This window comes from Mesorhizobium sp. M7A.F.Ca.US.014.04.1.1 (assembly GCF_003998745.1).
In the GTDB taxonomy this organism is placed as follows: Bacteria; Pseudomonadota; Alphaproteobacteria; order Rhizobiales; family Rhizobiaceae; genus Mesorhizobium; species Mesorhizobium ciceri.
The window spans coordinates 1-6,633 of sequence record NZ_RZRW01000328.1 but is presented as its reverse complement, the minus strand read 5'-3'; the positions used below and the strand labels follow the sequence as shown (position 1 = coordinate 6,633).

The window sequence follows — 6,633 nt, the reverse complement described above, 5'->3', positions numbered from 1 at the left end:
AGGCTCCCGCCGATCCGAAGCCGCTGCCGGCCGTCGCCAAGGGCGCGATCGTCTTCGACAATATCTCCTTCTCCTACCCGGCAAGGCCCGACCGCGCCGCCGTGCACGGCTTAAGCTTTCAGGTCATGCCGGGCGAGACGGTGGCGATCGTCGGGCCGTCAGGGGCCGGCAAGAGCACGGTGTTTTCGCTGATCCTGCGTTTTTACGATCCCGAAACAGGCAAGATCCTGATCGACGGCGTCGATGTGCGCGAGGCCGATCCCGTTTCGGTCCGCCAGCGCATCGCCATCGTGCCGCAGGACGTCACCATTTTCGCGGCAAGCGCGCGTGACAATATCGGTTTCGGCCGGCCGGGAGCCAGCAAGACCGAAATCGAGACGGCGGCGAAGGATGCACTTGCCGATGAATTCATCCTCAAGCTGGAAAAAGGCTATGACAGCCAAGTCGGCGAGCGCGGCGTGACGCTGTCAGGCGGTCAGCGCCAGCGGGTTGCGATCGCCCGTGCCATCTTGCGCGACGCGCCGATCCTGTTGCTCGACGAGGCCACCTCGGCACTCGACGCCGAAAGCGAAACGCTGGTGCAGACGGCATTGGAACGGCTGATGCAGGGCCGCACCACGATCGTCATCGCCCACCGCCTGGCAACGGTGCTGAAGGCCGACAGGATCCTGGTCATGGATGGGGGCTCGATCGTCGAGGAAGGCACGCATCAAAGCCTTGTCGCCAAGGGCGGCATCTATGCACGGCTGGCCAAGCTGCAGTTCGAAACCGGCGCCAGTGCTTTCAGGGGCGCGGCGGAATAGGCAGATCTGGCGCTGTGGCGACAGCCGCTATGCGGCTCCATAGCGCTGTTTCAGATGGTTCACGAAATAGGTGGCGTTGAGCTTTTCGCCTGTGGCGCGTTCGAGCAGGTCCGGCGTCGACCAGCGTGACCCCTGTGACCAGATTTTTTGGCGGCGCCAGTCGTTGATCGCCTCGAAATTGCCTTTGGCGAGATCCTCGTCGGCGGCAGGATGCTCCCGCGTCAGCGCCGCCCATTGCTGTGCTGCCATCATCGCGCCCAGCGTGTAGGAGGGGAAGTAGCCGAAAGCTGCCCCGGGCCAATGCACGTCCTGCATTGGCCCGTCGGCTGGGTTGTCGATGGTGGAAAGGCCGAGGTAGTCGCGCATCTTGGCGTCCCAGGCTTCGGGCAGATCGGCCACCTCCAGCCGGCCCGAGACGAGTTCCTGTTCCAGTTCGTAGCGCAGGATGACATGCAGGGGATAGGTCACCTCGTCGGCATCGACCCGGATCAGGCCGCGTCCGACGCGATGCACGTGCGGCAGGATGTCGTCGAGCGACCAGGCTTCGCCGAGATGCTTTTCAACCACTGGCAGCGCCCAGCGCCAGAAGGCCGGGTTGCGGCCTAGCTGCTTCTCGACGAACAGGCTCTGGCTTTCATGCACGGCCATGCCGCGCGCTTTGCCGAGCGGCCAGTGCGACCATGCCTTGGGCAGGTTCTGTTCGTAGAGCGCATGGCCGGTCTCGTGCAGCACGCCCATCAGCGCCGACAGGAAGTCGGACGTCTTGTAGCGGGTGGTGATACGCACGTCGCTCGGCACGCCGCCGCAGAAAGGGTGGTGCGACACCGACAGCGACCCATGCGTCAGGTCGAAGCCGACTGCCGTCATCATGGCAAGGCCGAGCTCGCGCTGCCGATCGATCGCATAGGTGCCCGAAAGCGGCTTCAGCGGGCGCTTGCGCTGCCGTGCGTCCTGGATCGCCAGCGCCTCCGGCACGAAACTTTTCAGAAAAGCCTTCAGGTCGCTGAACACAGGCGTGATGTCGGCGGTGCGGTTGCCGGGGTCGTACTGCTCCATCAGCGCGTCATAGGGGGCCAGGCCGAGCACATCGGCACGCAGCGCCGCCTCCTCGCGCACCAGCGCCACGACGCCTTCCAGCGCCGGCTGGAAGCCTGCCCAGTCGTTCTTGGCGCGCAGGCCGCGCCACAGCTGCTCGCAACGCATGCGCGCGGTCGTCTGGCGTTCGACGAATTCGACCGGCAGGCAGGTCAGGTTGGTGTATTGCCGCCGCAGTTCCGAGACGGCGGCGCGCTGCTCCTCCCCCAGCGCTTCCTGTTCGGCCGCGGCGATCCAGTCTGCTATCTCGGGCGCCGTTGCCCTGGTGTGATACATGCCGGCCAGTGCCGACATCGCCTCGGCACGCTTCTCGCCGCCGCCGACGGCCATGTGCGTGGCCTCATCGGCACCGAGGATGGCCAGCGCATGCTCGAGCGCTTCGAGCTTGTGACCGAGGTCGTCGAGTTTCTGAAAGGACATGGCGACTTCCGTGATTGGGACGGCGCGAAAAGACACCAACGCAAAAGCGTTGGCAACCCTCGGATGCCGTCCGGCAAATGCACCTTGCGCAGGCGAGGCCGCGCATGAAATGCTGCCGGCAACACATCAAGGGGGAAAAAATGATCGGCAACATCCTGGTCGGGCTGGTGGCCTTGATCCATGCCTACATCGTCTATCTGGAGATGGTGCTGTGGGACACGCCGCGCGGGCACAAGGCTTTCAACCTGACCCCGGAATTCGCCAGTGCCTCGAAAGTGCTCGCGGCCAATCAGGGACTTTATAACGGGTTCCTCGCCGCCGGGTTGATCTGGGGGCTATACCTTGGTGCGGCCGGGTTCCAGGTCAAGGTCTTCTTTCTGGCTTGCGTGGCCATTGCCGGCCTCTATGGCGCGGCAACGGTCGGGCGCAAGATCCTGTTCATCCAGACCGTGCCGGCGGTGATCGCCCTGATCGCGGTATTGCTCGGCTGGTAAAAAGGACGCCCGCGGGATCGCTCTCGAAGGCGCCAGGCGGTTCCTTCCTCTTGGACCGTTTCGGGCGCTATGGCCTCAGCCGTTCGGGTAATTGCCGCCGTCGGCGCCGTCGCCGATCATGAAGCCGCTGCCGGTGTCGATCATCAGCCGCTGGTCGACATTGTCGAGACGGCGCAGCAGATCATGGTATTGCGCGGCCGGTATCCTGCCGTGATCGGAGGCGGCGACTTTCTCTGCCGCCTGACTGATGTGGGCCGTGCGCATTTCCAGGCGTTCCGCCACAGCCGGGGTGATGTTGTTGGCCTGTCTTGCGTCCACGATGCCCTGCCGGACGCCCTGCACCTGTTGGATAAGCGCCTCGACACGCGGGCCAGTCATATCGGTTGGATCGGTCGCGTCGAGAGCGCCCTTGTGATGGCCCGCGGCATAGGCGCCGGCAAGCGGAACGGCGATGAGGAGCGCCGTGAGTGTTGCAGTTCTAAGCGAGGTCTTGGGAGTGAAAGAGCGCATCACGCGTCTCCTCTTGTAGAGGGAGGCGGCGGTTGTCCGCCTGCCTTCCAGCCTTGGGCCGTCCGGTTCCGTCGCGTCGCGATGAGGGGGGATTCATCGCCGGCGGTTCTCGGCCCGGGCGGCAGGCTAGGACCGCCCTGCGACAATGTGTAATTAAAAAAAGATAATCTTTTCAGGCCTTGCCCGCCTCCATCTGCGCCCTAGGGTTGAACCGGCGAACAAGTTCGCGTGATTTTCGATCAACGTTCGGTGAGCTTCAGTTCAATACGGCGGTTCTTGTTGCGCGCCTCTTCGGTGTCGGCGGGATCGAGCGGCTGGAACTCACCGAAGCCTGCCGCGACCAGGCGGTTGGCCGGCACGCCGTTCTCGATCAGAAATTTCACCACCGAGGTCGAACGCGCCGTCGACAGTTCCCAATTGTCGCGGTAGCGGCCGGTGCCGGAGAGCGGCTTGTTGTCGGTATGGCCGTCGACGCGCAGCACCCAGTTGATCTCGGGCGGGATTTCCTTCTGCAACTCGATGATGGCGTCGGCGAGTTTCTTCATCTCGACCTTGCCGGCATCGTTGATCACCTCGGAGCCCGTTGGGAACAGCACTTCCGACTGGAAGACGAAGCGGTCGCCGACGATGCGGATGTTCTCGCGGTCGGCGAGGATTTCGCGCAAACGGCCGAAGAAGTCGGAGCGGTAGCGGTTCAACTCCTGCACGCGCTGCGCCAGCGCGACGTTGAGGCGGCGGCCGAGATCGGCGATCTTGGTGTTGGAATCGCGGTCGCGGATTTCGGAGACGTTGAGCGCATCCTCGAGCGCGCCGATCTGCTTGCGCAGCGCCGCGATCTGCTGGTTGAGTATCTCGACCTGGCTCAGCGCCTGCTGGCTGATCTGGCGCTGGCTGTCGAGTTCGCCGCCGAGCGCCGCTGCACGCTGATTGGCGGCGTCGCCGCCACCGGCACCTTGCGCCAGCAATCGTTCGAGCCGGCTCTTTTCCGCTTGCGCGGCCGACAGCGACGCCTGCAGATTGGCCAGGGAATCATCCTTGTCCTGCGCCGTCGAGCGCTCCAGCGCCAGCAGTTGGGTCAGTTCGTTGATCTGCGAGTTGAGGCGCGAGAGCGCCGTATCCTTGCCGGAGATTTCGCGTCCCAGCAGGAACTGCGCCAGCACGAAGACCGTGAGCAGAAACATGATCGCCAAAAGCAGCGTCGACAGCGCGTCGACGAAGCCCGGCCAGTAGTCGATGCGGCGATCGGTGCGCCGGCCCCTGGCGAGCGCCACTTCAGTGCACTCCGGGCTTCTTCAGGGCATCGGCGATCTTTTCCAGCGTGTTGCGCATCGCCTTCTGCTCGTCGGACTGGGCCTCGACCCAGTCGCGCATGATCTGCTGTTCCGAGCGCATATTCTTGACCAGGCCGGAAATGCCGTCGGCGAGATTGGCCATGGCGGTGGCGACGCGCGGGTTGGAGCCGCCGCCATTCTCCTGCATCGAGCGCAGCCGTTCCGACAGCACCCGGATCTCGTCGGAGGATTCGGTTTTGGCCGGGTCGGCGACGACGATGTCCGACGACAGGTCGGTGACCGAGGAAAGCCAGTTTTCCAGTTCGGTGTAGAAGCGCGTCTGGGCGCGGCCGGCCTGCAGGTCGAGGAAGCCGAGCACCAGCGAGCCGGAGAGGCCGAACAGCGAGGACGAGAAGGCGGTGCCCATGCCGGCCAGCGGCGCCGAAAGCCCCTGCTTCAGGGAATCGAGCACCGCGGCGGCGTCACCGGTGCCGGGATCGAGCGATTCGATGGTTTCGCGGATCGAGCCGATGGTGTTCAACAGTCCCCAGAAGGTGCCGAGCAGGCCGAGGAACACCAGCAGGCCGACGAGATAGCGCGAGGTGTCGCGGCTTTCGTCGAGGCGCGTGGCGATGGAATCGAGCATGGTGCGCATCGAACTGGTCGAGAAGGCCATCGCCGAGGAACGGCCGATCATCGCCTTCATCGGCGCCAGCAGCACCGGTTCGGTCGTCTCCGAGCCGGCACGGAAGGAGTTGACCCAGCGCACTTCGCGAAACAGTCGCCCAACCTGGGCGAAGGCCAAAAGGATGCCGACCACCAGCACGCCGACGATCAGGCCATTGAGGCCGGGATTGCTGCCAAAGGCGGTTGAGATCTGTCGGGTGAGGATGGCGGCGATGAAGGCGACGATGACCAGGAAGATCACCATGGTCAGCAGAAAGACCTGCGGGCTCGATAATTTATGCGGGTCGTAGATCAGGACATCAGAACGTCTGCCCATGCCGAAGGATCTGAGAAAAGCCATCCGTGCCCCGTTTCCGATGCCGCCGCCGATCACGTAAACCGCGACTCTAAACGGAATTGTGACCAAATTGAATGGCGCTTGGCAATATTGCCGCGTCGATAGTGTCAGAGGCGATTGATGACCAGACAGTCGACCATGGCGGCCAGATGCAGGCTGGCGCCGGTGACGACGAAACCGTGCCACAGCGCATTGTGGAAGCGCAGCCCCTTCCAGGCGAAGAAGATGACGCCGCAGGAGTAGACGATGCCGCCGGCAACGATCAGCGCTATCGATGTCGTCGGTAGCGTCTGGACAAGCGGCTTGACCAGGATGATGCCGCTCCAGCCAATGGCGAGATAGAAGCCGATCGCCAGCCGGTCGAAACGGCCGGGAAAGAACACCTTGACGGCAATGCCCAGCGCTGCCGCGGTCCAGACCAGCACGATCATCCAGCGCGCCAGCGGCGAGCCTTCGAGCTGCGCCAGGAAAGGCGTATAGGTCGCGGCGATCAGCAGATAGATCGCGGCGTGGTCGAAACGCCGCAACACCCATTTTGCCGGCGACGAGACCGGCCACAGATTGTAGGTCATCGACACCGAGAGCACGGTGAGCAGCGAAACCACGTAGAAGGCGGCGGCGATGTATTCGCCGGGTCCGACACGAAACGCCGCCAGCGCCAGCAGCGCGGAACCGGCCGATATCGCCAGCACGATGCCGACCGCGTGGACGATACCGTCAGCGATCATCTCGGCACGCGAATAGTGCCAGCGTCCGATGAACGGGATATCGGGGTAGGGTTCGTTGTCTCTCACTAAGCCGGGTTCCTGCGCCGCGCCCTCCAATCTGGGCGCTCGCCGGGCAGTATTTCAAGCTTCCGTTGCGGTTTTGCGACTGCGGCGCATCAGCGCGGCGGTTTGTCGGCGCGGCTTGCCTGTCAACGAGAGGAGAGCGGCTTCTTCACGACCTTGAGCAAAGCGCGCTGGATGATCTCGTTGCCGGCGACGACCGAACCGTTGTCGGGCATGTCCTGGCCG

General features: G+C 64.0%; 7 protein-coding genes and 1 pseudogene. 2 read left to right on the top strand and 6 right to left on the bottom strand.

The features are described 5' to 3' along the window. The coding region (locus tag EOA22_RS20840) for an ATP-binding cassette domain-containing protein (RefSeq protein ID WP_127366964.1) at window positions 1-803 on the top strand (803 nt) is incomplete at its 5' end. A 27-nt stretch (window positions 804-830) separates the two neighbouring features. Here the strand turns inward: EOA22_RS20840 and EOA22_RS20835 are convergent. After that, a complete protein-coding gene (locus tag EOA22_RS20835) occupies window positions 831-2,318 on the bottom strand; it encodes a carboxypeptidase M32 (protein WP_013529120.1) in 1,488 nt (495 codons plus the stop codon). A 140-nt stretch (window positions 2,319-2,458) separates the two neighbouring features. On the opposite strand from EOA22_RS20835, the gene EOA22_RS20830 reads away from it, so the two are divergent. Then, window positions 2,459-2,812, top strand: a complete 354-nt coding sequence (locus EOA22_RS20830) for a DUF1304 domain-containing protein (protein ID WP_063169204.1) — start codon at window positions 2,459-2,461, stop codon at window positions 2,810-2,812. A 75-nt stretch (window positions 2,813-2,887) separates the two neighbouring features. On the opposite strand, the gene EOA22_RS20825 is transcribed toward EOA22_RS20830, so the two are convergent. The 5 genes and pseudogenes from EOA22_RS20825 to EOA22_RS38975 form a co-directional block, all read right to left on the bottom strand. After that, entirely contained in the window at window positions 2,888-3,322 is a 435-nt protein-coding gene (locus EOA22_RS20825) for a hypothetical protein (RefSeq protein WP_027162534.1), read from the bottom strand. 239 nt (window positions 3,323-3,561) lie between these two features. Beyond that, window positions 3,562-4,593: a peptidoglycan -binding protein gene (locus tag EOA22_RS20820; RefSeq protein WP_127390190.1), complete on the bottom strand. Its 1,032-nt coding sequence runs from the start codon at window positions 4,591-4,593 to the stop codon at window positions 3,562-3,564. Between the two features lies 1 nt (window position 4,594). Further along, a complete protein-coding gene (locus EOA22_RS20815; RefSeq protein ID WP_013529124.1) occupies window positions 4,595-5,620 on the bottom strand; it encodes a MotA/TolQ/ExbB proton channel family protein in 1,026 nt (341 codons plus the stop codon). Between the two features lie 104 nt (window positions 5,621-5,724). Further along, window positions 5,725-6,411: a hemolysin III family protein gene (locus EOA22_RS20810; protein ID WP_063170358.1), complete on the bottom strand. Its 687-nt coding sequence runs from the start codon at window positions 6,409-6,411 to the stop codon at window positions 5,725-5,727. Between the two features lie 122 nt (window positions 6,412-6,533). Then, window positions 6,534-6,633 (bottom strand): annotated as a pseudogene (locus tag EOA22_RS38975) (inositol monophosphatase); the annotation flags it as partial.